The following is a 23,111-nucleotide window of genomic DNA, read 5'->3' as shown; positions in this document are numbered from 1 at the left end:
TGGATGAAAAAACAGTAGCAATATGCCAAATCTGGACTAGCGCAGGGAACAGCTTGTGTTGTTCACCGTAAAACGGTGGCCGGATGGCATAAAACGCCTGACGAAACAGGTTATCCCCAGAACATTTCCTTTTTTAACATTTGTCAAGTAAGGTGATGAAAGTTTTGTGGCAGCGGGTGACACTTTTTTTACAACCATTGCTTTTATATAACCCGTTGAAATTTATCATTTTATATAAAAAGCCGCGTTTCGCATCAATTCAGGCGCAAGCCGCGTGTTTACTCGCTTGTCGCACTTTTTCTAACTCTAATACACAAGGTTATCCACAGGAATAGTGGATAACTCATTCCAGGCCACATCCACAGCCAGCCCACAAAATGTTAACAACTCCTTTTCAGCCGTCAGTAAAAATTTTTTATCACTTATTTTTGCATGACGACTGTTGACGAAACGGCAAAATATCCTGCGAACGTTCTCACATTTCTCTCATTTGCTGCACCAATAACCATCATCTGCAGCACTGGCAACGTGCAGCCAATAACGCCCTATTTTCCTGAACCGGTGCAGTGCGGGGCAATTCATCAGCGGACTCTGAAAACAGCCACGCTTTGGCGCGTTGGCAAGCGTTTTGCACCTATTACTCCACCTTAACGCAACAACAGGAGCAGGTTATGTTGCATTTACGTTCGGTAAATCAGTATTACGGTGATCAGCATACGTTGTGGAACCTCGACCTTGATCTGGTGACCGGTAGCTGTACCTCCGTGATTGGCCTGCCAGGTATGGGCAAAACAACGTTATTTAACTGTATAACGGGTTTCCTGCCCGTAGAGAGTGGCAGCATGGTCTGGCAGGATGCCAGCGGCCCTCCGAAAGATCTGCTGGCACTGCAGGCGGCGCACCGTAGCGCTATGGGGATAGGTTATGTGCCTCAGGACAGGCGCATTTTTTCGCAGCTCACAGTGGAAGAGAACCTGCACATCGCCCTGCTGGCGGGCGCGACGCCCCGTCAGGCTGTGAGCAGTGAGGTCTACGACCTCTTTCCCGAGCTGTACGCCTTTCGTCAGGAAAAAGTGGCGGTATTATCGGAGGAGAATCAGTATCAACTGGCGATGGCGCGGGCGATGGTGAACCGCCCGCGCTTGCTCATTCTTGATGAACCTACACGGGGCATGGGGCAGGCGTTTATTCATAAGCTCGGTAATTTTATCGTGCGTCTGAATCAGGATGTCGGTATGACCGTCCTGCTGGCTGAGCAGCACCTTGGTTTTATCCGCCGCGTGGCGGACCGGTTCTGCCTGCTACACAGGGGGCGCAATGTTGCCCAGGGGGATGTCAGTCAACTGAATGAAGAGGTCCTGTCCCACTGGATGACGCCGGAGTCAGTACGCTGAGATCGAGATAATGACCGTTATTTGCCTCATCCGGCGCGTGAGAAAGCCAGGGGATCTCCCCGATCAGAGGCGCTTTAATCACGCGCCGCAGCGTTGCGATATACTCCGGGTGACGACGCCCCGGCGGCTGGACATCATTGGCAATCCACCCTGCCAGCGTTAAGCCCGCCTGTTCAATCGCCAGTGCGGTCAGCATCGCGTGGTTAATACACCCAAGCTTTACCCCCACCACAAGAATGACCGGCAACTGCTCGGCCACTACCCAGTCTGCAAAAGTGTAAGCATCGCTCAGTGGCGTAAACCAGCCCCCTGCCCCCTCGACCAGCACCCACTCTGCCTGCTGTTCCAGATGGCGCAGCCCGGCTGAAAGAGCTGCGGGTATTATTGGTTTGCCCGTCGCCGCGCTGGCAATATGTGGTGAGGTTGGCTCGGCGAACGTCCAGGGGTTTACCTCCTCATATGAGAGCGACAGTGTGCTGTTGCGCAAGAGTGCGAGTGCATCGCCGTTACGCAGTCCCGCGGGGGTCAGCTCACTGCCCGAGGCAACGGGTTTGTACCCTGCGGTGCGCCATCCCTGCTTTTTCGCCGCCTGTAGCAAGGCACAACTGGCGACCGTTTTCCCGACCTCAGTGTCTGTTCCGGTGACAAAATAACGTTCAGTCACGGCTGATAACTCCCCAAAATAGTTGATAACTGAGCGGGTAGCCGCCGCCCTGCTGTGGCCAGGCCTGCCGCAGCTGCTGTAACCCTCCCCGCGTTAATCCTGAACGACGTCCGGCATGAAGATGGGTTGCCCCAATGCCTTTGAGCGAACGCATCGCCTGCGTCACCTCATCAAAATGCAGGGTGAGAGTTTCCACACCGGCCTGATAACGCCGCCCTGCAAGCGCGGCATGGATCTGCTCAATAGCCATAAAGCGATTAGCATGAGGCAGACCATCTACCGCCCGCCACGCCTGGTTCAGCTCCGGTAGCGAGCCGTGCGCGAGGGTGGTAAAGGCCACATACCCGCCCGGACGAACCACCCGGCAGAGCTCGTTTACCGCCTGACGCAGCGAATTGCACCACTGCACAGCCAGGTTGCTCCAGGCAAGGCAAAACTGCCCGTCAGGGAAGGGCATGGCTTCAATATCACCCTGTACGTAATGGTGTGCCGTTTGCTGCTGACGGGCTTCATCCAGCATGGGCACGCTGAGATCGAACGCGGTGACCTGCGCCCCCAGACGTCGCCAGTAGTGCCCTGTCGAACCGGGGCCGCATCCGGCATCCAGTACATTGCGAACCGGAATGTTGCCCAGACGGGAGAGCAGCAGTTCAGTGCTCTGGCGCTGCACGTCGTCGTGTTGCCGGTAGTGTTGCGCCGCCCGCCCGAAGGCACGGGCCACGGCCTGCTTATTGACTGGCGTCATTCAGCACCTCCAGCAACTGCGTGATATCTGCGGCTTCATGGGCCGCAGTAAGTGTAAGGCGCAGACGGGCGGTCCCCGCGGGCACCGTCGGCGGTCGGATGGCCGTGACCCAACATCCGCGATCGCGCAGGGCGCCGGCCAGCATGAGCGCGCGGCTGTTTTCACCCACCCTTAACGGCTGAATGGCACTCTGCGATCCGCTTATCGTTAACCCCAGCGACGATGCGCCAGCGCGAAACTGGGCAACCCGTTCAGCAAGCTTTTCGCGTCGCGCATCGCCTTCTGCACTGCGGATGACGTTGAGCGACGCCAGAAGCGCCACCGCCTGAGCAGGCGGCATTGAGGTGCTGTAAATCAGGTGGCGGGCGAACTGCAATAAATAATCGGCTACCGGTTCACGGCAGAGCACGGCCGCTCCGCTCACGCCCATGCCCTTACCAAAGGTGACGACCAGGATATCGGGCATGACCTGTCGGGCATGACAGCTGCCGCGTCCGGCCTCACCCCACACGCCAATGCCGTGCGCATCATCAACCATCAGCCAGCCCCCGGCGCTGCGCGTCAGGGCGTAAAGATCGGCGAGTGGGGCCGCATCGCCGTCCATGCTGAAAATACCCTCAGTCACCACCAGTTGCTCTCCGGCAACAGGCTTTTGCAGCAGCGTGGCAAGGTGGGCGGTGTCGTTATGGTGAAACCGGCGTAACCGGGCGGGACTGCGATCGGCAGCCTCCAGTAACGATGCGTGACTGAGCCGGTCGGCCAGGATCCGATCATCTTTAGCCATCAGAGCCGTAATCACGGCCTGATTGGCGGCAAAACCGGAGATAAACAGCAGTGCCCGCGGGTAGCCGAGCCACTCCGCCAGCGCCTCTTCGAGCTCGCGATGAGCAGCGGTATAGCCACTGACGTGACCCGATCCGCCACTGCCCACGCCGTAGCGTTCAGCGCCCTGTTGCCAGGCGCGAATCAGCGCCGGGTGCTGGCTGAGTCCCAGATAATCATTACTGGAGAAATTGAGGTAGCGGTGTGCCTCCTGAATCAGCCAGCGCCCTGCGCCCTGCCCGACGCAGTGGCGCGTTCGAAACGCGTCATTCACGCGACGGGCTCGGTTAGCCTCGTCGATACGTTGCTGCCAGCTCACAGGGCGGCCGCGTTATAGAACTGCTCAGTGTCAGCATGCAGCAGTTGCTGTTCCAGATGTTGCTGCTGCTCGTTATCTCCGGCCTGTACATCCGTCTGCTGCGGGTTAAGCCCCAGTTTGCGGAACAACTGCACGTCTTTGTCTTCCTCCGGATTGGGTGTAGTCAGCAGTTTGCAGCCGTAGAAAATGGAGTTTGCTCCGGCCATAAAGCACATCGCCTGGGTTTGCTCGTTCATCTGCTCACGCCCGGCTGAGAGACGCACGAAGGAGGTCGGCATCATGATACGGGCCACAGCAATGGTGCGGATAAATTCAAAGGCATCAACGTCATCGGTATCCGCAAGCGGCGTCCCCTTAACTTTCACCAGCATGTTAATGGGTACGCTCTCCGGCGGGGTCGGCAGATTCGCCAGTTGCAGCAGAAGTCCGGCGCGGTCTTTCACCGTTTCTCCCAGCCCGACAATCCCACCAGAACACACTTTGATGCCGGCATCCCGCACTTTACCGAGGGTATCAAGACGCTCCTGGTACGTGCGGGTGGTGATGATGTTGCCGTAAAACTCCGGCGAGGTATCGAGGTTGTGGTTGTAGTAATCCAGCCCCGCCGTGGCCAGACGCTGAGCCTGACTGTCGCTGAGCGTGCCAAGGGTCATGCAGGCCTCAAGCCCCATTGCTTTGACCCCTTCAACCATCTGCTCAAGGTAGGGCATATCGCGATCGTGAGGGTTTTTCCAGGCCGCGCCCATACAAAAACGGGTCGATCCGGCGTTTTTCGCTTTGCGGGCAGAGTCCAGCACCTGCTCCACTTCCATCAGGCGCTCGGCTTCCAGCCCGGTTTTATAGCGCGCACTTTGCGGGCAATATTTGCAATCTTCCGGGCATGCGCCGGTTTTGATCGACAACAGCGTACTGACCTGCACCTGGCGCGGATCGAAGTGCTGACGATGCACGATTTGGGCCTCGAACAGCAGTTCAAGGAGAGGTTTATCAAAAAGCTCAGTGACCTGCGACAGTGTCCAGCGTGCGTGGTGAGCCATAGGGCGTCTCCAAAGGGTGTTGTAAAAATTCGATTCGGGTTATACTCGTAAACCTAAATGTTTTCAATTTGGTTTACAAGTCGATTATGACAGCGGACGATCTTGCCTTTGACCGGCGCCATATCTGGCACCCCTATACCTCTATGACCTCTCCTCTGCCGGTTTATCCGGTCCAGTCCGCGCACGGCTGCGAGCTTCTGTTGAGCAGCGGCGAGCGTCTTATCGACGGCATGTCCTCCTGGTGGGCGGCGATCCACGGCTATAGCCACCCGGTACTGAATGCGGCGATGAAAGCGCAGATTGATGAGATGTCGCATGTGATGTTTGGTGGTATTACCCATTCGCCCGCCGTTACGCTGTGCCGCAAACTGGTGGCAATGACCCCGGATAACCTGGAGTGCGTGTTTCTGGCCGATTCCGGCTCGGTCGCGGTGGAAGTGGCGATGAAGATGGCCCTCCAGTACTGGCAGGCAAAAGGGGAGCCTCGTCAGCGATTTCTTACCTTTCGCAATGGCTACCACGGCGACACCTTTGGTGCGATGTCAGTCTGCGACCCGGATAACTCCATGCACAGTCTCTGGCAGGGTTATCTTCCTGAGAACCTCTTTGCCCCCGCACCGCAAAGCCGTTTCGACGGCGAGTGGGATGAGCACGATCTGGTGGGTTTTGCCCGTCTGATGGCAGCGCATCGCCATGAGATTGCCGCCGTAATTCTGGAGCCTGTCGTACAGGGCGCGGGCGGCATGCGGATGTACCATCCCGCATGGCTCAAACGCATCCGTAAAATGTGTGACCGGGAAGGCATTTTGTTGATTGCCGATGAGATAGCCACTGGCTTTGGTCGCACCGGAAAAATGTTTGCCTGCGACCATGCAGGGGTGGCTCCCGATATCCTCTGCCTCGGTAAAGCGCTGACCGGCGGCACCATGACGCTGTCGGCTACCCTTACCTCCCGCGCGGTCGCTGACACTATCAGCAACGGTGACGCGGGTTGTTTTATGCATGGCCCGACCTTTATGGGCAACCCATTGGCCTGCGCTGCGGCCAACGCCAGCCTGAGCCTGCTGGAGAACGGGGAGTGGCAGTCACAGGTTGCCGCTATTGACGCGCAGCTACGGACAGCCCTCTTACCGGCCCGTGCAAGCCACAACGTAGCCGACGTGCGTGTACTTGGGGCGATTGGCGTCGTTGAAACGACAAAAGCAGTGAACATGGCCGCCCTGCAGCGTTTCTTCGTCGATGAGGGGGTCTGGATCCGCCCGTTTGGACGCCTGATTTACCTGATGCCGCCTTACGTCATCTCCCCCGAACAGCTCACCTGCCTGACGGATGCGGTGACGGCGGCCGTCTGGCGTGACGATCTCTTTATGGCTTAAGCGTGGCTTGCGTTGGGTGTAAATGGACTAAAATAGAAGGCTGACAATCGACCTGCGGAGGTGAAATGAAACTGGTAAGCCATGACTTACACGACGGGGATAAACTGCATCATCGTCATGTCTTCAACGGCATGGGTTATGACGGTGATAATATTTCTCCCCATCTGGCATGGGACGATGTGCCCGCCGGCACCAGGAGCTTTGTGGTGACCTGTTACGATCCGGATGCGCCTACGGGTTCCGGCTGGTGGCACTGGGTGGTGGTGAATCTGCCTGCGGATACCCGTGTGCTGCCCCAGGGATCAGGTTCGTCACTGACCGCCCTGCCGGAGGGTGCGCTTGAGACCCGTACCGATTTTGGCACGGCAGGCTATGGCGGTGCCGCACCACCAAAGGGTGAGACGCACCGCTATGTTTTCACTGTTTTCGCGCTCAATGTTCCCGCCCTTGAGGTCGACGAAAATGCCAGCGGCGCAATGGTCGGTTTTAACGTCCATTTCCATACCCTGGCCAGTGCCTCCATTACCGTGTATTTCAGCTAGAACATCACTGAATTGAAGCCGATTTGCACAATCGGCTTCCCGTTTCGCTCAACTTAGTATAAAAAAGCAGGCTTCTGAGGAATTCATTTAAACTTGTACAGCTGGAGCACTCCTTGAACACATTCTCGGTTTCTCGTCTGACGCTGGCACTGGCTTTTGGCGTGACATTGACCGCCTGCAGCTCAACGCCACCGGATCAACTTCCTTCCACGCAAACGGCGCCGGGTACGGCTTCCCGTCCGGTCCTCTCTGCGGGCGAAGCGAAAAACTTTGTTGCGGCGAATTACTTTGCCTCTTTGACGCCCAACGCTGAAGCGTGGAAACCGTTCGCTATCCGCGTTCCGGCGCAGGCGAATTTCGTAGTAGGTCCGGCCGGAACGCCAGGCGTGACCCACACCACCATTCAGGCAGCCGTTGATGCGGCAATTAACAAGCACTCCAGCGATCGTCAGTTTATCGCCGTGATGCCGGGCGACTATGAAGGCACAGTCTTTGTCCCCGCAGCTTCCGGCAGCGTGACAATTTACGGCACCGGTGAGAAGCCGCTTGACGTAAAAATTGGTCTTGCTATCGATGCGGAAATGGATGCAAACACCTGGCGTAAGCTGGTGAACCCGTCAGGCAAATACATGCCGGGTAAACCGGCCTGGTACATGTTTGATAACTGCCAGAACAAACGTACGGCAACCATCGGCGTGATGTGCTCTGCAGTCTTCTGGTCACAGAACAATGGCCTGCAACTGCAGAACCTGACCATCCAGAATACCCTTGGGGACAGCGTTGACGCTGGTAACCATCAGGCCGTGGCCTTCCGTAGCGATGGTGACAAAGTTCAGTTGAATAACGTGAACATCCTGGGGCGTCAGAACACCTTCTTTGTGACCAACAGCGGCGTTGAAAATGCCCTGCGTACCGATCGTCAGACGCGTACTCAGGTTACCAACAGCTACATAGAAGGCGATGTTGATATCGTCGCGGGTCGTGGTGCGGTGGTATTCGACAATACCGATTTCCGGATAGTTAACTCCCGTACGCAGCAGGAAGGTTATGTCTTTGCCCCGGCAACGCTGTCCAACATCTACTATGGCTTCCTCGCCACCAACAGCCGCTTTACCGCGGCGGGCAACGGTGTCGCACAACTGGGTCGCTCGCTGGACGTTGATGGCAATACCAATGGCCAGGTGGTTATTCGTGATAGCGTCATCAACGAAGGCTTTAACGTCGCGAAGCCCTGGGGAAATGCGGCGATCTCCGGTCGCGCCTTTGCAGGCAATACGGGTGCCGTGGACGACAAAGGCAACGTTCAGCGTCAGTTGAATGACAGCCAGTTCAATCGTGCCTGGGAATTTAATAACCGTGGCGTAGGCAGCCAGGTCGTGGCAGAACCCAAAAAGTAACCGCCACGGATAACAAAAAACCTCGCCGCGGCGAGGTTTTTTTATGGCTCAGACTTAGTGAGCGTTCACCACCACCCACATTGGCCCCTGACCTACCGCATAGCGGGCTTTTTCAGTCAGTAGTCCCTGCGCACCTGCAATTTCATACAGTGCGATATGGTGTGATTTTTGTCCGGCGGCAATCAGGAATTTACCGCTATGGTCGACATTAAAACCGCGCGGTTGCGTCTCTGTCGATTGATGGCCTTCAACAGCCAGAATACTGCCATCTTCAGAGACACTGAACACGGTAATCACGCTGGCGGTACGGTCGCAGGCGTACAGGTGGCGACCGTCCGGGGTGATGTGGATATCTGCTGCCCAGCGCGTGCCGGTGAAATCAGCCGGCATCATGTCGAGCGTCTGCACGCATTCGATGTTGCCGTGCGCATTGCTGAGCTGCCATACGTCAACCGAGCTGTTCAGTTCGTTAACGCAATAGGCATAGCGCTGGTTGGGATGAAAGGCAATATGACGCGGGCCAGCGCCTTCCACCGTGGCGACTTCAGCAGGCTCTTGCGCCAACAGATTGCCCTCCTCCGTCAGGGTGAACAGGCAGATTCGATCCTGTTTCAGTGCCGGCACCCACAGCGTGTGGTTATCCGGGGAAATATTCGCGGAATGACACCCTTCCAGCCCTTCCACCACGTCCAGGGTCTCCGTCGGGATACCATCGTCCAGTTTGGTGACGCTCACACAGCCTGCGTTGTAGGAGCCGCTAAACAGGAAACGTCCGCTGCGATCGGTAGAAATATGCGTCGGGCTGCCTGGCAACGCCGCTTCGGCGGTAAAGGTCAGCGCACCATCATCAGGCGCAATGCGGTAGGCGATAACGCGGAATTCCGGGCGTACGCCCACATAAAGGTAGCGCTTGTCAGGGCTGATGACCATCGGCTGAACCTGGCCCGGCACATCCACCACCTGCACCAGCGTCAGGGTGCCTTCCTGATTTAAACGCCAGACATGGATTTGCTGACTTTCCGGACTGGCGGTATAAACGGTTTGCTTCATGAATACTCCTTTCCTCAATACTGCGTTAATTAACCAGGATAGCCTTTTTTCGTCGTTAATGCCGAATTTCGCCCTGAGATTTTGCCCGCAGGCCGACCCGGTGTACCATCCGGGAGAGCTAAAATTGATCATTGACCACGGAAAACGCCATGACCTCGCGAGTGATTGCACTGGATTTAGACGGTACCTTACTGACCCCCAAAAAAAACGCTTCTCCCCGCTTCGCTGGAAGCGCTCGCCCGCGCTAAAGCCGCCGGGCACCAGTTAATTATTGTTACCGGACGGCATCACATCGCCATCCATCCTTTTTATCAGGCGCTGGCCCTCGATACACCTGCAATTTGCTGTAATGGCACTTATTTGTATGATTATCATGCAAAAAAAGTGTTAACTGCCGATCCGCTGCCTGTATCACAAGCCCTGCAGTTGATTGAGATGCTGGACACCCACGACGTTCACGGCCTGATGTATGTCGACAATGCCATGCTGTACGAAAAACCAACCGGCCATGTCATTCGTACCCATAACTGGGCGCAAACGCTGCCGCCTGAACAACGTCCGGTCTTTACTCAGGTCGATTCTCTGCGTGCGGCGGCAAGCGAAGTCGAGGCTATCTGGAAGTTTGCCCTGACGGATGAAGACACAGAGAAACTGAAACGTTTTGCGTGCAGCGTTGAACAGACGCTGGGGCTGGAATGCGAGTGGTCCTGGCATGACCAGGTGGATATTGCGCGCAGCGGTAACAGCAAAGGCAAGCGTCTGACCGAGTGGGTCACGTCGCAGGGTCTCTCCATGCAGGACGTGGTTGCTTTTGGTGATAACTATAACGACATCAGCATGCTGGAAGCGGCAGGTGTAGGGGTCGCGATGGGTAATGCCGATGACGCGGTGAAAGCCCGCGCCAATGTCGTGATTGGTGATAACACTACCGACAGCATCGCCAGCTTTATCTACAGCCACCTGCTGTGATCAGGCGGTAATCGATACGCTCTTGATTTGTGCGTAGAGCCACTGGCCGGGTTTGATATTAAGTTCATCCCTGGCCCAGGGGCTGATACGCGCCCACAATGAACGTCCGCCTACATCCAGTTGCACTTCTACCTGCCCGTCTACGTCAAAAATGGCCATCACTTTAGCCCGCAAAATGTTGCGAATACTGGTATGGGTCGGCGGCTGTAGCACCAGCGAGACATCGGTGGCCTGAATGCGAATGCGCACGTCAGACTGCAACGGGCGATCCAGTTTATTGACCCACAGAGGCTGGTCGCCCAGCGCCAGTGCCGTCATGGCGTAGTGTGGATGGTGCTCCAGTATGCTCGCTTTCAGCACGCTGCTTTGCTGATCCTGAGGCAGCCAGGGGTGCATAACCCGACTTCCCCAGACATCTTCCAGATTGCCGCAGGCTTTCACCTCACCCGCCTCCAGCACCATGACTTTGTCGGCCAGGTGAAGGATCTCATCCAGCGCGTGGCTGACGTAAAGCATCGGAATATTAATCTCTTTTGTCAGACGCTGCAGATAAGGAAGCAGCTCACGCTTACGCGGGATATCCAGCGAAGCCAGCGGCTCGTCCAGCAAGAGGAGTTCCGGGGCGGTCAGCAGCGCGCGGCCAATGGCAACGCGTTGTTTTTCACCGCCGGACAGCCCGCCGGGCAAGCGGTCCAGCAGAGCTTCAATACCCAGCAACGCCACCAGCTTGTCAAACTGCCCGGTCATGGATTTCGCCATGCCATAGCGGAGATTACCCAGTACCTTATAGTGAGGGAACAGACGCGCATCCTGGAAAACGTAACCGACGCGGCGCTTTTCCGGCGGCAGACAGATTTTCTTTTGTGCATCGTACAGCACACGATTGTTAAGAATAATGTGGCCGCTTTGGGGGCGCGTCAGGCCACTGATGGCATTGATGAGCGAGGTTTTACCCGCGCCTGATACCCCAAAAATTGCGGTGATACCGCTGGCAGGCAGCGATTCATTAAGGCGCAGTGTGTGTGTTCCCAGCGTCTGGGTGAAATTGAGCTCCAGCATCCCGGTTATCTCCCAATCCGTTTACGGCTCAAACGCGCCAGCCACTCTGAGAACAACAGCGAAACCAGCGCCAGCACGATTGAGATAATACACAGGCGGGCGGCAGCGCCTTCCCCTCCCGGCATCTGAATCAGGGTATACATCGCCGAAGGGATAGTGCGCGTTTCGCCAGGAATATTGGAGACAAAGGTGATAGTCGCACCGAATTCACCGAGCGAGCGGGCAAAGGCCAGCACGGTGCCCGCAATGATACCGGGCAGGGTTAACGGAAGCGTGATGGTCACAAAAACCCGCAGGCGGCCTGCCCCTAAGGTTCGGGCTGCCTGTTCAAGCCTGGTGTCTACTCCTTCAAGCGCCAGACGGATGGCACGCACCATGAGCGGGAAGGCCATCACCGCCGCCGCCAGCACCGCACCCCGCCAGCTAAAGGCCAGCGTAATGCCAAACCAGTCAAAGAGTTTTTCGCCGATAAATCCCCGCCTTCCCATAGCAATCAGCAGCAGATATCCCACCACAACCGGAGGGAGCACCAGGGGGAGATGAAGGAGGCTGTCGAGTAGCGCTTTGCCAGGAAAAGTGCAGCGCACCAGCAGCCAGGCGAAGAAGATCCCAAAAGGCAGACTAAAGAGAACCGCAAGGGATGAGACTTTAAGGCTCAGCAATACCGCCTGCCATTCGGGATCCGTTAATATCATCAGTGGGTCGTAAATCCGTAACGTTTGAAGATGGCGGACGCTTCGGGGCCTTTCAGGTAGTCATAAAAGGCGCTAACCGCCGCAGTGTTATGCCCCGCTGTCACGGCCATCGGGTACTCCACTTTTTTGTGACTCTCTTCGGGGAAGGTTCCGACGACTTTCACCCCTTTGCTGGCCACGGCGTCGGAGCCGTAGACGATGCCCAACGGCGCTTCGTTACGTTCAACCAGCGCCAGAGCGCCGCGTACATCTTCCGCCGGTGCCAGGGCCGGAGACAAGGCTTCCCACGCGCCCAGTTTCTGCAAGGCCGCTTTGGCATAGATGCCTGCCGGAACGTGTTCAGGGTCGCCTACCGCCAGACGCCCGCCTTTGAGCAAACTTTTCCAGTCAGTGTTGCTATCAATGGTGATATTGCTCTGTGCGCTGGCTTTTGGTGCCACCGCAACCAGGCTGTTGCCGAGCAGCGTGTCACGGGTCGCCGTATCGATGCTTTTCTTCTCTACCGCATAGTCCATCCACTTCTGATCGGCAGAAATAAAGAGATCGGCAGGGGCACCCGCTTCAATCTGACGCGCCAGCGTAGAAGAAGAGGCAAACGAAGAGACGACCTCGACGTGGTTCTCTTTTTTATACGCAGCGGCAATATCCTCCATCGCATTAGTCAGCGACGCTGCCGCAAAAACCGTGATTTTCCCTTCCTCAGCCACGGCGTGACCGGCGATGGAAAGCGATAATGTTGCCCCGGCAAAAAGGCGTAACCATGTACGTGCCATCTCTAACTCCTGTGCGTGTCGTTATATATTCCAGAATATAGCGATGATAACAGATATTACCGGGGGAGAGATCATACCTCTGAAGCATTACAGGAATTAATAAGATACCGGCAGGAGTGGACGTTACTTAAAAAGCAAAACGCCCGCAAAAGCGGGCGTTTACAGAAATCAGCGGTTTTTCGCGGGACGATCGCGGTGACCAATACCGGAGAACACGTTAAACACTTCACCCAGGCCATAAATCAAACCCAGGATGATTGCCATCACCACCGGGACCATGACTACGGCGAAAACCAGACTCTTTAACAACTCTAACATGGTCGACTCCATTCAGTGTGAATTGACTATTTTAACCTGCACTTTCAAAAAAACACTCCCCTTTTGTGCCATCGCCCTGCTTTGCAGGACGTTTTCAGGTAGCTGTGGCTTTCCGGTCCTCCGCTCCACCGGAGGGTATGTCGCGCCTAACGCATTAATCTTCAGGCAAATCACGTCAAACGTTGCGCATTAGGCTTATAGTGGCTTTTCCTTCACAATAGTGGTTTTAAGCCAGGACACGACGCTATGCAGGCTGAAATTCTTCTTACTCTTAAACTCCAGCAACGCCTCTTCGCCGATCCCCGACGTATTGCCCTGCTTAAACAGATAGCGCTGACCGGATCGATAAGCCAGGGGGCCAAAAATGCAGGTATCAGCTATAAAAGCGCCTGGGATGCTATCAATGAAATGAACCAGCTTAGCGAGCATACGCTGGTGGAACGCGCAACGGGCGGCAAAGGCGGCGGCGGCGCACTGGTCACCCGCTACGGGCAGCGGCTTATCCAACTTTATGACCTGCTTGGGCAAATCCAGCAAAAAGCCTTTGATGTACTGAGCGACGATGAAGCTTTGCCGCTGAACAGTTTGCTGGCGGCGATTTCCCGTTTTTCACTGCAAACCAGCGCCCGCAACCAGTGGTTTGGCACCATAACGGCGCTTGAATACAAGCAGGTACAACAGTATGTCGAGGTGCTGCTGGCAGATGGCGAAACCTCACTGAAAGTGGCAATCACAGCCCAGAGCGCGCAACGCCTGGATCTGGTGCGGGGGAAACAGGTGCTGGTATTACTGAAAGCGCCCTGGGTTGGCATTACGCTGGACGATACCCAGGCATCCTGCGCGGATAATAAACTTCGTGGATACATCAGCCATATTGAACGTGGCGAAACCCAGAGCGAAGTATTGATGACCCTCCCTGATGGCCAGCAGCTCTGCGCCACCCTTCCGCTGGCTGAAACGCAAGATCTGGCAGAAGGGGGGCAGGTCACCGCATATTTTAATGCCGATAAGGTTATTCTTGCCACGTTGTGCTGAGCCGATTGACAAGTTGTTGTTCAGGACGTATCCCTGTGGTATCGCTGCAAAAAATGGGATACATCATGTCATCATTGCAAATTGCGCAAGGCACGTTTCGTCTGAGTGACACCCGCACGCTCACCATAGAGAATTTAACCCTGAGCGCCGGGGAGAGTTGGGCGTTTGTCGGCGCAAACGGTAGCGGTAAATCCGCGCTCGCCAGAGCCCTCGCCGGGGAGCTGACGCTCCTCAACGGCGCACGCCAGTGCACATTTACCCGTATCACCCGCCTCTCTTTCGAGCAGTTACAGAAGCTGGTAAGCGAGGAGTGGCAACGTAACAACACCGATCTGCTGAGTCCTGGTGAAGAGGATACCGGTCGTACCACGGCGGACATCATTCAGGAAGAGGTCAGAGACCGTGCGCGCTGCCAGGCGCTGGCGGAACGTTTTGGTATTACCCACCTGCTCGCCCGCCGGTTTAAGTATCTCTCGACCGGTGAGACCCGAAAGACGCTGCTCTGTCAGGCCCTGATGTCGCAACCGGATCTGCTGATTCTTGATGAACCCTTCGACGGGCTCGACGTCCAGTCGCGCGAACAGCTGGCTGAATTACTCGCGGAGTTAAATACTGACGGCTATACCCTGGTGCTGGTGCTGAACCGGTTCGATGAGATCCCACGTTTTGTGCAGCGTGCAGGAGTGCTGGTCGACTGCACCCTGACGGCGACGGGGGAAAAGGCCACCCTGCTGGAGCAGGCGCTGATAGCCCAACTGGCGCACAGTGAAAAACTGTCGGGTATGCGTCTGCCGGAGCCTGATGCTCCGCCAGCCCGCGAGTTGCTCAACCAGGGCGAGCCGCTGATTGTTCTTAACGATGGCCTCGTCTCTTACAACGATCGGCCCATCATTCAGCATCTCAACTGGACGGTGAAAGCGGGAGAACACTGGCAGATCAGTGGCCCTAACGGCGCAGGAAAATCGACGCTGTTAAGTTTAGTGACCGGCGATCATCCTCAGGGGTACAGCAACGATTTGACCTTATTTGGGCGCCGTCGCGGCAGCGGAGAAACCATCTGGGACATCAAAAAGCACATAGGTTATGTCAGCAGTAGCTTGCATCTGGATTACCGCGTCAGCACCACCGTGCGCAACGTCATTCTTTCAGGGTATTTCGATTCGATTGGGCTTTACCAGGCGGTATCAGATAAACAGCGTAAGCTCGCACAGCAGTGGCTGGATATTCTGGGCTTCACTGCCCAAACGGCTGATGCCCCTTTCCATAGTCTCTCCTGGGGGCAGCAGCGGCTTGCGCTTATCGTCCGCGCGCTGGTGAAGCACCCGACCTTACTGATTCTGGATGAACCTTTACAGGGATTGGATCCGCTAAACCGCCAGTTGATCAGACGTTTTATTGACGTGCTTATCGGGGAAGGTGAAACGCAGCTGCTGTTTGTTTCTCATCATGCTGATGATGCCCCTGACTGTATCACGCACCGCTTACAATTTGTGTCCGATGGCGAGGGCTGGCGCTATCAGTTTGATTAAGTTTCATGGGCGGGAGCTGTCGCTCCTGCTCTCTTGTCGATTCATTTTCGGATTTTATGCATCATTCGTTATTCATTCTTTTGATTTATAATCTCTTTTTCCGCTCTATCCCTGCATTGAAATCTTAGTGTAAGCGATTCCACAAACTTATCGCATATCACAGTTTTGACATCTCTGTTATGCTACTGTTAGTTCATAACATACGCCTAATGGAGTGAAAAATGAAAGTTCTTGTCACCGGTGGTAGCGGTTACATAGGAAGCCATACCTGCGTACAATTGCTGCAAAATGGCCATGACGTCATCATTCTCGACAACCTCTGTAACAGTAAGCGTAGCGTGGTGCCGGTGCTGGAGCGCCTCGGCGGAAAATCCGCGCTTTTCGTTGAAGGGGATATTCGCGACGAAGCGCTGATGGCGGAAATCCTGCATGACCATGCTATTGAGGCTGTCATCCATTTTGCTGGCTTAAAAGCCGTCGGTGAATCGGTCGCTAAACCGCTGGAGTATTACGATAACAACGTGAACGGTACTCTGCGGCTGGTGAATGCCATGCGCGCGGCTAACGTCAAGAACTTCATTTTCAGCTCTTCCGCCACCGTCTACGGCGATCAGCCCAACATCCCCTATGTCGAAAGTTTCCCGACCGGCACCCCACAAAGCCCGTACGGCAAAAGCAAACTGATGGTGGAACAGATTCTGGCGGATCTGCAAAAAGCCCAACCAGAGTGGAGCATTGCCCTGCTGCGTTACTTCAACCCGGTTGGCGCACATCCGTCAGGGGATATGGGGGAAGACCCGCAAGGTATTCCCAATAACCTGATGCCCTACATCGCACAGGTTGCTGTCGGTCGTCGCGATTCGCTGGCCATTTTCGGCAATGATTACCCGACGCCTGATGGCACCGGCGTCAGGGATTACATCCACGTCATGGATCTGGCCGATGGCCACGTTGCCGCCATGGAGAAACTGGCCGGTAAATCAGGTGTACACACCTATAACCTCGGTGCGGGCGTAGGCAGTAGCGTACTGGATGTGGTTAACGCCTTCAGCAAAGCCTGCGGCAAGCCCGTCAGCTACCACTTTGCACCCCGTCGCGATGGCGATCTCCCGGCGTACTGGGCGGATGCCAGCAAAGCAGACACTGAACTCAACTGGCGCGTTACCCGCACGCTTGATGAGATGGCACAAGATACCTGGCGCTGGCAGTCTCGCCACCCGCAAGGCTACGAAGATTAAGGAAGGATCATGACGCAATTCAATCCGGTCGATCATCCGCATCGCCGTTACAACCCCCTGACCGGGCAATGGATCCTGGTCTCCCCGCACCGTGCCAAACGCCCGTGGCAAGGCGCGCAGGAGACGCCGTCGAAAGAAACGCTGCCGAAACATGATCCGGACTGTTTCCTCTGCCCGGGTAATACCCGTGTCACAGGAGACAAAAACCCCGATTATCCGAGCACCTATGTCTTCACCAACGATTTTGCAGCCCTGATGACCGACACGCCGGATGCGCCAGAAAGTGACGACCCGCTGATGCGCAGTCAGGGCGCTCGCGGCACCAGCCGCGTCATCTGCTTCTCGCCGGATCACAGCAAGACGCTGCCAGAACTGAGCCTGAGCGCGCTGGAAGATGTGGTGAAAACCTGGCAGGAACAGACGCTGGAGCTGGGTCAACGCTATCCGTGGATTCAGGTGTTTGAGAATAAAGGCGCGGCCATGGGTTGCTCTAACCCACACCCGCATGGGCAAATCTGGGCCAACAGCTTCCTGCCTAATGAAGCCGAACGCGAAGACCGACTGCAGAGAGAATACTTCAGTCAGTACGGTTCACCTATGCTTGTGGATTATGCCGCTCGTGAAAGCAAAGACGGCAGCCGCACGGTTGTGGAGACCGAACACTGGCTGGCGGTTGTGCCTTACTGGGCCGCGTGGCCGTTTGAGACATTGCTGCTGCCAAAAGCCCATATCCTGCGGATGACGGATCTCACCGATGCCCAGCGCAGCGATCTGGCGCTGGCACTGAAGCGCCTCACCAGCCGTTACGATAATCTGTTCCAGTGCTCGTTCCCTTACTCTATGGGATGGCATGGCGCGCCCTTTATTGAACAGGACAATACCCACTGGCAGCTGCATGCGCACTTCTATCCGCCGCTGCTGCGTTCTGCCACCGTGCGTAAATTTATGGTCGGATATGAAATGCTCGCGGAAACGCAACGCGATCTGACTGCCGAACAAGCTGCCGAACGCCTGCGCGCGGTCAGTGACATCCATTTTCGCGAATCAGGAGTTTAAAATGAGTCTGAAAGAAAAAACGCTTGCTCTGTTTGCTGAAAAATTTGGCTACCCTGCCACTCATACCATCCAGGCACCGGGGCGCGTGAACCTGATTGGTGAACATACCGATTATAACGACGGTTTCGTGCTCCCCTGTGCCATTGATTACCAGACGGTAATCAGCTGTACCCCACGTCCTGACAATATTGTGCGCGTTATAGCCGCAGATTATGACAATCAGCAGGATGAGTTTTCCCTTGATGACCCTATCGTGACGCATCAGAGCCAACAGTGGTCTAACTATGTGCGTGGCGTGGTAAAACACCTGCAACAGCGCAACAACACCTTCCACGGCGCGGATCTGGTGATCAGCGGCAACGTTCCACAGGGTGCGGGGCTAAGCTCCTCGGCTTCGCTGGAAGTGGCGGTGGGGACGGTCTTCCAGCAGCTGTATCATCTGCCGCTGGATGGCGCCCAGATAGCGCTTAATGGCCAGGAGGCGGAGAATCAGTTTGTCGGCTGTAACTGCGGCATCATGGATCAGCTCATCTCTGCGCTTGGCAAGAAAGACCATGCTCTGCTTATCGACTGCCGCTCCCTGGGAACCAAAGCGGTTTCCATGCCGGAAGGGGTGGCTATCGTCATCATTAACAGCAACTTTAAGCGTACGCTGGTGGGAAGTGAGTACAACACCCGCCGCGAACAGTGCGAAACCGGTGCGCGTTTCTTCCAGCAAAAAGCGCTGCGTGACGTCGATATCGCTCAGTTTAATGCCGTGGCGCATGAGCTTGATCCGGTGGTGGCAAAACGCGTTCGCCATGTGTTGACCGAAAACGCCCGCACCGTTGAAGCGGCTTCCGCCCTGGAAAAAGGGGATTTGAAACGCATGGGTGAACTGATGGCGGAATCCCACGCCTCTATGCGTGACGACTTCGAAATTACCGTCCCACAAATTGATACACTGGTTGAGATTGTAAAAGGGGTGATTGGCGATCACGGCGGCGTGCGTATGACCGGCGGTGGTTTCGGTGGTTGCATCGTATCACTGGTGCCCGAATCAATGGTGGATACCGTTAAACAAGCGGTAGAAGCACAATACGAAGCGAAAACCGGGATCAAAGAGACCTTTTATGTCTGTAAACCATCACAGGGAGCAGGACAGTGCTAAATGAAACCACCGGGGCCGCACCTGACGGCCTGCCTTTTCGAGTGATTACCCTGCGCAACAGCGCAGGGATGGTTGTAAGCGTTATGGACTGGGGGGCCACCCTGCTCTCCGCCCGGGTACCGATGAAAGACGGGACCGTTCGTGAAGCGCTGTTAGGCTGTGCCACGCCTGAACACTACATTGAGCAGACCGCCTTTCTGGGTGCCTCAGTGGGGCGCTATGCCAACCGTATAGCGAACAGCTCGTTTACTCTGGACGGTAAAACCTACCCACTCACCCCAAGCCAGGGGAAAAACCAGCTGCACGGCGGCCCGGAAGGCTTCGACAAGCGTCGCTGGAAAATTGAGCGTCAGAACGACAGCGAAGCCCTGCTCTCTATTACCTCTCCCGATGGGGACCAGGGTTTTCCAGGTAACGTTCTCGCCAGCGTGCTCTACCGGCTGGATGACGATAACCGCCTTGCGATTGAATACCAGGCGACTACCGACAAGCCCTGCCCTGTCAATCTTACTAACCATGCTTATTTCAATCTTGATGGCGAGCAGAGCGATGTGCGTAACCATACCCTGCAACTGCTGGCCGATACCTATCTTCCGGTTGATGAGATGGGGATCCCGGTTGGTAGTCTGAAAAAAGTAGCCTTAACCAGCTTCGATTTTCGCCAGCCGAAACCTATCGCCCTGGAATTCCTCAGCGATGACGATCAGCGGGCCGTGAAGGGCTATGATCATGCGTTCTTACTGCAGACCCAGGGCGACGTCACAAAGCCAGCCGCCCAGCTATGGTCAACAGATAAGCAGCTGCAGATGACCGTCTTCACTACTGCACCCGCCTTACAGTTTTACTCCGGTAACTATCTGGAAGGCGCCCCGGCGCGGGGTAACAACGTCTACAGCGCGTGGCAGGGCCTGGCGCTGGAAAGTGAATTTTTACCTGATAGCCCCAACCGCCCGGACTTCCCGCAGCCTGACTGCGTGCTTAAGCCCGGCGACAGGTACGTCAGCCAGACGGTGTATCAGTTCATTCCAGCCTGATGTAAAACCCTCCCTGCGGAGGGTTTTTTTTGCCCGAAACGCTGAAAAATCGGTCAGTTATCGACAAAATGGTAACCCCTGATTCACATGCACCTTACACTGCGCGACTATTTTCGCTATGGTTAAGGGTAATCGTTGCTGCGGCGCATCGCCGGGCAATATAATGAGAATTGTTATCATTCAATCAGGCTTATGAGGAGTAAGTATATGGCTGTAACTAAGCTGGTTCTGGTTCGTCACGGCGAAAGTCAGTGGAACAACGAAAACCGCTTTACCGGTTGGTATGACGTTGATCTGTCAGAAAAAGGCGTGGGCGAAGCCAAAGCGGCAGGTAAATTGTTGAAAGACGAAGGCTTCAGCTTCGATTTCGCTTATACCTCTGTGCTGAAACGTGCCATCCACACCCTGTGGAATGTACTGGACGAACTGGATCAGGCCTGGCTGCCGGTTGAGAAATCCTGGAAGCTGAACGAACGCCACTACGGTGCGCTGCAGGGTCTGAACAAAGCGGAAACTGCTGAGAAGTATGGTGACGAGCAGGTTAAGCAATGGCGTCGCGGCTTTGCGGTAACCCCGCCGGAGCTGACTAAAGATGATGAGCGTTACCCGGGCCATGATCCGCGTTACGCAAAACTCACCGATAAAGAGCTGCCGCAGACAGAAAGTCTGGCGTTGACCATCGAACGCGTTGTGCCTTACTGGGAAGAAACCATTCTGCCACGCCTGAAAAGCGGCGAGCGCGTGATCATCGCGGCCCACGGTAACTCCCTGCGTGCGCTGGTGAAATACCTGGATAACATGGGTGAAGATGAAATTCTCGAACTGAACATCCCGACTGGCGTCCCGCTGGTCTATGAGTTCGATGAAAACTTCAAGCCAGTTAAGCATTACTACCTGGGTAACGCCGACGAAATCGCTGCAAAAGCAGCAGCCGTCGCCAACCAGGGTAAAGCGAAGTAATTTTTCGTTTTGCATGAAAAAGCGTGGAGAAATCCACGCTTTTTTTCTTTGTGGGTCCAATACACAAACTCATTTGAGGCTGTGTCGAGGCGGCAAAGGAAGAAATCCCCAGTAACATATAACTATGTAACTGGGGCTTCTGAGTCCGGCCAACAAAGAGACAGACCAAAGGATGAAGTGTATTTATTTGCGGCGGGCTTTTACTGCCTCTGCCAGCTGACGCAACAGGATTTCCGTGTCTTCCCAGCCGATACAGGCGTCGGTCACACTCTTGCCATAGACCAGCGGTTCACTGCTTTCCAGACTCTGATTACCTTCTACCAGATGACTTTCAATCATCACGCCCATAATGGCGTTTTCGCCACTGGCAATCTGGCCACAGACATCCGTACCCACGTCCATCTGCTTTTTAAACTGCTTGCTGGAGTTTGCATGGCTGAAGTCAATCATGACCTGGGCTTTAAGACCGGCTTTTTCCAGACCCTGCTTCACTTCTGCCACGTGCGAGGCGCTGTAATTAGGCGTTTTCCCGCCGCGCAGGATGATATGGCAGTCGCCATTACCCGCCGTGTTAACAATAGCTGAATGGCCCCATTTCGTCACCGACAGGAAGCAGTGCGGCGCGCTGGCAGCATTAATGGCGTCGATGGCTACTTTGATGGTGCCATCAGTACCGTTTTTAAAACCAACCGGGCATGAGAGGCCGGAGGCCAGTTCACGGTGGACCTGCGATTCAGTGGTGCGGGCACCAATGGCCCCCCAGCTCATCAAATCAGCAAGATACTGTGGGGTTATCATATCGAGAAACTCACCCGCTGCCGGCAGACCGCTGTCATTTATCTCAAGCAGCAACTTACGTGCAATGCGCAGTCCATCGTTGATCCGAAAGCTGTTATCCATATGCGGATCGTTGATAAGCCCTTTCCAGCCCACGGTGGTACGCGGCTTTTCAAAATAGACGCGCATTACCACTTCCAGCTCATCTTTAAGCGATTCGCGTAGCGTCAGCAGCCGTGCGGCATACTCTTTCGCCGCTGCGGGATCGTGAATGGAGCAAGGACCAATGACCACCAGCAGACGATCGTCGCTGCCGCGCAAAATGCTGTGGATAGCAGCGCGGGCATGGGAAACCGTATTGGCTGCATTTTCAGTGGCGGGGAATTTCTCAAGGAGTGCGACCGGGGGTAATAACTCGTTGATCTCTTTTATGCGTAAATCATCGTTCTGATAAGTCATGTTCGTTCCAGCTTTGCCAACTATTTTTAATGAATGCAATCTATCCAATCTAACTTGTCGGTCAAGGAGTGTAAACGCGATTTTACACTACGGGCAGAAAATTCCTGGAATTACGCTAAAAACCGCCAGAAAGTAGCGAACAGTGATTCCAGGGCTACACTTTTTAAGTGTAAATACTTTGTTTTTATTTTATTGCGATATTCCATGCTGCAATTTATTGCATGTAAGGAATTTTTAACCACTGAGCGTGATAACTCGTTCGCGCACGTTAAACCGATCAGCCGATCGGCAAATGACGACCAGAACAGGAGCATCATGATGAAAATGAATAAATTAGCGGCACTTTTACTGACGACTACCCTGACCATGGCAAGTGGCGCGGCATTAGCAGCGGACTCCACTTCACAAACGAATAACGGCCAGGCTAACGCCGCGGCAAATGCAGGCCAGGTTGCACCAGATGCAAAAGAAAATCTTGCGCCGAACAACTCGGGCACTCAAAGCGGTACCATGCTGCATTCCAACAATGATGGTAAACACGGGATGAGCGATAACAGCATGACCAAAGATGAAATTCATAAAAATTCCCAGTGTAAAGACGGTAAATGTCCGGACATCAATGAAAAAGTCCAGACCGGTGAGGGTATTAACAACGATACCAACACTAAAACCGACGGTACGACTCAGTAACACTGATTCGGGAATGAAAAAGG

At 55.2% G+C, this 23,111-nt stretch carries 22 protein-coding genes and 1 pseudogene; 13 read left to right on the top strand and 10 right to left on the bottom strand.

Annotated features, from left to right (window positions below; translation table 11 throughout):
• Positions 1–671: 671 nt before the first annotated feature.
• Positions 672–1,394, top strand: coding sequence for an ABC transporter ATP-binding protein (locus tag M1D91_RS07440; RefSeq protein ID WP_437430951.1), 723 nt, complete (start codon positions 672–674; stop codon positions 1,392–1,394).
• Here the strand turns inward: M1D91_RS07440 and bioD are convergent.
• The 4 genes from bioD to bioB are packed head-to-tail and all read right to left on the bottom strand — an operon-like array spanning position 1,336 to position 4,981.
• Complete coding sequence (gene bioD / locus M1D91_RS07435; protein ID WP_437430950.1) at positions 1,336–2,058, bottom strand: dethiobiotin synthase; 723 nt, start codon at positions 2,056–2,058, stop codon at positions 1,336–1,338. The two genes, M1D91_RS07440 and bioD, sit on opposite strands and share 59 nt — an antisense overlap.
• The gene (bioC, locus tag M1D91_RS07430; protein ID WP_437430949.1) at positions 2,051–2,803 is read right to left on the bottom strand and encodes a malonyl-ACP O-methyltransferase BioC; all 753 of its coding nucleotides are present in this window, start codon (positions 2,801–2,803) and stop codon (positions 2,051–2,053) included. The genes bioD and bioC overlap by 8 nt, the downstream gene beginning before the upstream one ends.
• On the bottom strand, positions 2,787–3,944 hold the full coding sequence (gene bioF, locus M1D91_RS07425; RefSeq protein ID WP_437430948.1) for an 8-amino-7-oxononanoate synthase: 1,158 nt from the start codon (positions 3,942–3,944) through the stop codon (positions 2,787–2,789). The genes bioC and bioF overlap by 17 nt, the downstream gene beginning before the upstream one ends.
• On the bottom strand, positions 3,941–4,981 hold the full coding sequence (bioB, locus tag M1D91_RS07420; protein WP_437430947.1) for a biotin synthase BioB: 1,041 nt from the start codon (positions 4,979–4,981) through the stop codon (positions 3,941–3,943). Before bioB ends, bioF begins: the two co-directional genes overlap by 4 nt.
• 86 nt (positions 4,982–5,067) lie before the next feature.
• Here bioB and bioA point away from each other — a divergent pair, with 86 nt between their 5' ends.
• The 3 genes from bioA (at position 5,068) to M1D91_RS07405 (ending at position 8,296) form a co-directional block, all read left to right on the top strand.
• Positions 5,068–6,357: an adenosylmethionine--8-amino-7-oxononanoate transaminase gene (gene bioA, locus M1D91_RS07415; RefSeq protein ID WP_437430946.1), complete on the top strand. Its 1,290-nt coding sequence runs from the start codon at positions 5,068–5,070 to the stop codon at positions 6,355–6,357.
• Between the two features lie 65 nt (positions 6,358–6,422).
• Positions 6,423–6,899 carry a kinase inhibitor gene (locus tag M1D91_RS07410; RefSeq protein ID WP_437430945.1) on the top strand — a complete coding sequence of 159 codons (477 nt, stop codon included), beginning with the start codon at positions 6,423–6,425 and terminating at the stop codon, positions 6,897–6,899.
• A gap of 113 nt (positions 6,900–7,012) precedes the next feature.
• Positions 7,013–8,296 carry a putative acyl-CoA thioester hydrolase gene (locus M1D91_RS07405; RefSeq protein ID WP_437430944.1) on the top strand — a complete coding sequence of 428 codons (1,284 nt, stop codon included), beginning with the start codon at positions 7,013–7,015 and terminating at the stop codon, positions 8,294–8,296.
• 54 nt (positions 8,297–8,350) lie between these two features.
• On the opposite strand, the gene pgl is transcribed toward M1D91_RS07405, so the two are convergent.
• A complete protein-coding gene (gene pgl / locus M1D91_RS07400; RefSeq protein WP_437430943.1) occupies positions 8,351–9,346 on the bottom strand; it encodes a 6-phosphogluconolactonase in 996 nt (331 codons plus the stop codon).
• A 149-nt stretch (positions 9,347–9,495) separates the two neighbouring features.
• Here pgl and M1D91_RS07395 point away from each other — a divergent pair.
• Positions 9,496–10,315: pseudogene (locus M1D91_RS07395) on the top strand (pyridoxal phosphatase).
• Here the strand turns inward: M1D91_RS07395 and modC are convergent.
• From modC to M1D91_RS07375, 4 genes are all read right to left on the bottom strand, one after another.
• Positions 10,316–11,374: a molybdenum ABC transporter ATP-binding protein ModC gene (gene modC, locus M1D91_RS07390; RefSeq protein WP_437430941.1), complete on the bottom strand. Its 1,059-nt coding sequence runs from the start codon at positions 11,372–11,374 to the stop codon at positions 10,316–10,318.
• 5 nt (positions 11,375–11,379) lie between these two features.
• Positions 11,380–12,069, bottom strand: coding sequence for a molybdate ABC transporter permease subunit (gene modB / locus M1D91_RS07385; protein ID WP_437430940.1), 690 nt, complete (start codon positions 12,067–12,069; stop codon positions 11,380–11,382).
• Positions 12,069–12,842: a molybdate ABC transporter substrate-binding protein gene (gene modA, locus M1D91_RS07380; protein ID WP_437430939.1), complete on the bottom strand. Its 774-nt coding sequence runs from the start codon at positions 12,840–12,842 to the stop codon at positions 12,069–12,071. Before modA ends, modB begins: the two co-directional genes overlap by 1 nt.
• A 168-nt stretch (positions 12,843–13,010) precedes the next feature.
• Entirely contained in the window at positions 13,011–13,160 is a 150-nt protein-coding gene (locus M1D91_RS07375; RefSeq protein ID WP_437430938.1) for an AcrZ family multidrug efflux pump-associated protein, read from the bottom strand.
• Between the two features lie 246 nt (positions 13,161–13,406).
• Here M1D91_RS07375 and modE point away from each other — a divergent pair, with 246 nt between their 5' ends.
• The 7 genes from modE (at position 13,407) to gpmA (ending at position 21,162) form a co-directional block, all read left to right on the top strand.
• The gene (modE, locus tag M1D91_RS07370) at positions 13,407–14,195 is read left to right on the top strand and encodes a molybdenum-dependent transcriptional regulator (protein WP_437430937.1); all 789 of its coding nucleotides are present in this window, start codon (positions 13,407–13,409) and stop codon (positions 14,193–14,195) included.
• A gap of 65 nt (positions 14,196–14,260) precedes the next feature.
• Positions 14,261–15,724 (top strand): molybdate ABC transporter ATP-binding protein ModF, encoded by a 1,464-nt coding sequence (gene modF, locus M1D91_RS07365; protein WP_437430936.1) that lies wholly within the window; start codon positions 14,261–14,263, stop codon positions 15,722–15,724.
• A 221-nt stretch (positions 15,725–15,945) separates the two neighbouring features.
• Positions 15,946–16,962 carry a UDP-glucose 4-epimerase GalE gene (gene galE, locus M1D91_RS07360; protein WP_437430935.1) on the top strand — a complete coding sequence of 339 codons (1,017 nt, stop codon included), beginning with the start codon at positions 15,946–15,948 and terminating at the stop codon, positions 16,960–16,962.
• A 9-nt stretch (positions 16,963–16,971) separates the two neighbouring features.
• Positions 16,972–18,018 carry a galactose-1-phosphate uridylyltransferase gene (gene galT, locus M1D91_RS07355; protein ID WP_437430934.1) on the top strand — a complete coding sequence of 349 codons (1,047 nt, stop codon included), beginning with the start codon at positions 16,972–16,974 and terminating at the stop codon, positions 18,016–18,018.
• Between the two features lies 1 nt (position 18,019).
• Positions 18,020–19,168 carry a galactokinase gene (gene galK, locus M1D91_RS07350; RefSeq protein ID WP_437430933.1) on the top strand — a complete coding sequence of 383 codons (1,149 nt, stop codon included), beginning with the start codon at positions 18,020–18,022 and terminating at the stop codon, positions 19,166–19,168.
• The gene (gene galM, locus M1D91_RS07345; RefSeq protein ID WP_437430932.1) at positions 19,162–20,202 is read left to right on the top strand and encodes a galactose-1-epimerase; all 1,041 of its coding nucleotides are present in this window, start codon (positions 19,162–19,164) and stop codon (positions 20,200–20,202) included. Before galK ends, galM begins: the two co-directional genes overlap by 7 nt.
• A gap of 207 nt (positions 20,203–20,409) precedes the next feature.
• A complete protein-coding gene (gpmA, locus tag M1D91_RS07340; RefSeq protein ID WP_437430931.1) occupies positions 20,410–21,162 on the top strand; it encodes a 2,3-diphosphoglycerate-dependent phosphoglycerate mutase in 753 nt (250 codons plus the stop codon).
• A 183-nt stretch (positions 21,163–21,345) separates the two neighbouring features.
• On the opposite strand, the gene aroG is transcribed toward gpmA, so the two are convergent.
• Positions 21,346–22,398 carry a 3-deoxy-7-phosphoheptulonate synthase AroG gene (aroG, locus tag M1D91_RS07335; RefSeq protein WP_437430930.1) on the bottom strand — a complete coding sequence of 351 codons (1,053 nt, stop codon included), beginning with the start codon at positions 22,396–22,398 and terminating at the stop codon, positions 21,346–21,348.
• Between the two features lie 318 nt (positions 22,399–22,716).
• Here aroG and M1D91_RS07330 point away from each other — a divergent pair, with 318 nt between their 5' ends.
• Complete coding sequence (locus M1D91_RS07330) at positions 22,717–23,088, top strand: protein YbgS (protein ID WP_437431030.1); 372 nt, start codon at positions 22,717–22,719, stop codon at positions 23,086–23,088.
• Positions 23,089–23,111: the final 23 nt, after the last annotated feature.

Source organism: Enterobacter sp. SA197 (assembly GCF_054131575.1).
This window is presented reverse-complemented; position numbering and strand designations above follow the sequence as displayed.

What these genes read in the sequence shown, in the direction of transcription:
- M1D91_RS07440 (WP_437430951.1), top strand. Translation starts at nt 672, where the DNA reads ATGTTGCATTTACGTTCGGTAAATCAGTATTACGGTGATCAGCATACG.
- bioC (WP_437430949.1), bottom strand. Translation starts at nt 2,803, where the DNA reads ATGACGCCAGTCAATAAGCAGGCCGTGGCCCGTGCCTTCGGGCGGGCG.
- bioB (WP_437430947.1), bottom strand. Translation starts at nt 4,981, where the DNA reads ATGGCTCACCACGCACGCTGGACACTGTCGCAGGTCACTGAGCTTTTT.
- bioA (WP_437430946.1), top strand. Translation starts at nt 5,068, where the DNA reads ATGACAGCGGACGATCTTGCCTTTGACCGGCGCCATATCTGGCACCCC.
- M1D91_RS07410 (WP_437430945.1), top strand. Translation starts at nt 6,423, where the DNA reads ATGAAACTGGTAAGCCATGACTTACACGACGGGGATAAACTGCATCAT.
- pgl (WP_437430943.1), bottom strand. Translation starts at nt 9,346, where the DNA reads ATGAAGCAAACCGTTTATACCGCCAGTCCGGAAAGTCAGCAAATCCAT.
- modC (WP_437430941.1), bottom strand. Translation starts at nt 11,374, where the DNA reads ATGCTGGAGCTCAATTTCACCCAGACGCTGGGAACACACACACTGCGC.
- modB (WP_437430940.1), bottom strand. Translation starts at nt 12,069, where the DNA reads ATGATATTAACGGATCCCGAATGGCAGGCGGTATTGCTGAGCCTTAAA.
- modA (WP_437430939.1), bottom strand. Translation starts at nt 12,842, where the DNA reads ATGGCACGTACATGGTTACGCCTTTTTGCCGGGGCAACATTATCGCTT.
- M1D91_RS07375 (WP_437430938.1), bottom strand. Translation starts at nt 13,160, where the DNA reads ATGTTAGAGTTGTTAAAGAGTCTGGTTTTCGCCGTAGTCATGGTCCCG.
- modE (WP_437430937.1), top strand. Translation starts at nt 13,407, where the DNA reads ATGCAGGCTGAAATTCTTCTTACTCTTAAACTCCAGCAACGCCTCTTC.
- modF (WP_437430936.1), top strand. Translation starts at nt 14,261, where the DNA reads ATGTCATCATTGCAAATTGCGCAAGGCACGTTTCGTCTGAGTGACACC.
- galE (WP_437430935.1), top strand. Translation starts at nt 15,946, where the DNA reads ATGAAAGTTCTTGTCACCGGTGGTAGCGGTTACATAGGAAGCCATACC.
- galT (WP_437430934.1), top strand. Translation starts at nt 16,972, where the DNA reads ATGACGCAATTCAATCCGGTCGATCATCCGCATCGCCGTTACAACCCC.
- galK (WP_437430933.1), top strand. Translation starts at nt 18,020, where the DNA reads ATGAGTCTGAAAGAAAAAACGCTTGCTCTGTTTGCTGAAAAATTTGGC.
- gpmA (WP_437430931.1), top strand. Translation starts at nt 20,410, where the DNA reads ATGGCTGTAACTAAGCTGGTTCTGGTTCGTCACGGCGAAAGTCAGTGG.
- aroG (WP_437430930.1), bottom strand. Translation starts at nt 22,398, where the DNA reads ATGACTTATCAGAACGATGATTTACGCATAAAAGAGATCAACGAGTTA.
- M1D91_RS07330 (WP_437431030.1), top strand. Translation starts at nt 22,717, where the DNA reads ATGAAAATGAATAAATTAGCGGCACTTTTACTGACGACTACCCTGACC.